Here is a 2128-nt window from a genome sequence, read left to right as displayed (position 1 = left end):
GCGGTCGATGCCGATGGCAACACCGATATCCAGACCGGCGTCTACACCACCGATCGAGAAAACCTCAGCACCGATCTGTACGCCAATCTGCCGTTCGATTTCGCTGGCCACACCCACAACCTGATCGTCGGTGCCAACTGGCGCGATCAGGATCAGACCAACGACAGCTCGAGGTTCGCGACTAACGGCTTGACCCAGAACGTGTTTGAGCCCGATCACGCGATCCCTGAGCCGCCGCTTCCGTACACCATGCAGGACGACGTCAAGACCACACAGTTCGGCGGCTACAGTCAGGTGCGGCTGCGGGTGCTCGATCCACTGACCCTGGTCGCCGGTGGCCGTATCAGCTGGTGGGAATCGCGCAACCGCAATTTCACCCTGAACACGAGTTCGGACTACGCCGTCGATGGTCAGCTGACGCCGTTCTTCGCGGTGATCTACGACGTGCTCGAACAGGTGTCGCTGTACGCCAGCTACGCCGACATCTTCCAGCCGCAGAACGCCCTCCAGTCCAACGGCACGCTGATCAATCCGCGCACCGGCAGTCAGTACGAAACCGGCGTCAAGGCCGAATTCCTGAATCAGCGGGTGATCGCCCAGTTCGCGCTGTTCAGGCTTCAGGATCAGGACCGCGCGATCACCGATCCCACTGACATTCGGTTCTTCGTGTCGTCCGGCAAGGTGCGCAGCCAGGGCTTCGAAGCCGAGGTCACCGGCATGCTGTTGCCGGGCTGGAACCTGAGCGCCGGCTACACCCATGTCGATACCCAATATCGCGTCGGCACGGTGACGCAGGAAGGGCAGTCATTCGCGCCATTCACGCCGCGTCACTCGGCGAATTTGTGGACGCGCTACCAGATCGCCAATGGCGCGCTGCAGGGCCTGAGTTTCGGCGGTGGTCTGCGCGCGGTCAGCTCGTTCTACAGTGAGGTTACCGGTGCCAACCCGGCGCGCTTCGTCGCCGATGCCTACACCTTGCTGTCGATGCAGCTTGGCTACGAGCTGAACTCGCACTGGAGCGCAAATCTCACCGTCAACAACCTGCTCGACGAAAAGTACTACGAGAAGGTCAGTTCTTCGTTTCGGCAGAACTTCTACGGCGAGCCGCGCAGCTTCACCCTCGCGCTGCGGGCGAAGTTCTGAGCATGCGTCGTTCGCCGTTCTCGGTGATCACCGATGCCCGCGCGCGGGCGGTGCTGGAGCGCCTGCATGCGCAGGCGCAGACGCAGAATCTGCAACTGCTGCGCCACTACCTGCCGCAGCTGCCGAGACTGCTGGCGGGATACGGCGCGCGCTGGCACAACCGGGGCCTGAGCTTTTATGACGACAAGTTCATCGCCATCGAAGCCGGGCAGGGCGCGTTGCTCTATCAGCTGGCGCGGGCGGCGCAGGCGCGGCGGATCGTCGAGTTCGGCAGCAGTTTCGGGGTCAGCACGATCTGGCTCGCCAGCGCCCTGCGCGACACCATCAACTGCGAGCCGGCCAGCCGTGGTGGCAGCGGCCGCGACGTCGTCATCGGCACCGAGCTGGTCGCCACCAAGGTGGCGGCTGCGCGTCAGCACATCGAGCAGGCTGGCCTCGGCAGCTATGTCGAGATACGCGAAGGCGATGCCCGCGAAACCCTGCGCTCGCTCGATGGGCCGATCGACTTCGTGTTGATCGATGGCTTCCCCGATCTGGCGCTGGAAGTGCTCCAGTTGCTGACGCCGAAGCTGCGCTGCGGCGCGATCGTGGTCGCCGACAACCTCGGCACTTTCAAGTCGGCGCTCGCCGGCTATGCCGCGCACGTGCGCAACCCGGTCAACGGCTTCACCTCGCTGACGCTGCCATGGAAAGGCGGCACCGAATTTTCCATCAGGCAATGAGCGGTTCCAGAACCATGAACCCGATGTGCTTCGCCGTTATTGCCGCACTGACCGGCTTTCCCGCGCTGGCCGAGGAGCTGCCGCCTGGGGAAGCCGTCGTCAGCGAAGCTCCCGACGACGGTGCAACGCTGGGCATCATCCGTGTGCCCGACAAGCCGATCGTGCTGCCGACGCGCGAGCCGGAGCCGGTGCGGCTCGATTCGGTGATGGTCAAGGGCGAGAAGCTCAATCGCGCGCTGGCCGACACCGCGAGTTCGGTCAAT

3 protein-coding genes are annotated in these 2128 nt (G+C 63.9%); all 3 read left to right on the top strand.

Annotated features, from left to right (window positions below; translation table 11 throughout):
* Positions 1-1143: TonB-dependent siderophore receptor (locus tag QZY06_RS06100; protein ID WP_295681610.1), on the top strand; the 1143-nt coding region annotated here is incomplete at its 5' end.
* A gap of 2 nt (positions 1144-1145) precedes the next feature.
* Positions 1146-1865, top strand: a complete 720-nt coding sequence (locus QZY06_RS06095; protein ID WP_295681607.1) for an O-methyltransferase — start codon at positions 1146-1148, stop codon at positions 1863-1865.
* A partial coding sequence (locus tag QZY06_RS06090) for a hypothetical protein (RefSeq protein WP_295681604.1) occupies positions 1862-2128 on the top strand: 267 nt, incomplete at its 3' end. The genes QZY06_RS06095 and QZY06_RS06090, both read left to right, overlap by 4 nt.

This window comes from uncultured Nevskia sp. (assembly GCF_903885465.1).
In the GTDB taxonomy this organism is placed as follows: Bacteria; Pseudomonadota; Gammaproteobacteria; order Nevskiales; family Nevskiaceae; genus Nevskia.
The sequence above is the reverse complement of the archived record's forward strand: the minus strand, read 5'-3'. Positions and strand labels throughout refer to the sequence as shown.

What these genes read in the sequence shown, in the direction of transcription:
- QZY06_RS06095 (WP_295681607.1), top strand. Translation starts at nt 1,146, where the DNA reads ATGCGTCGTTCGCCGTTCTCGGTGATCACCGATGCCCGCGCGCGGGCG.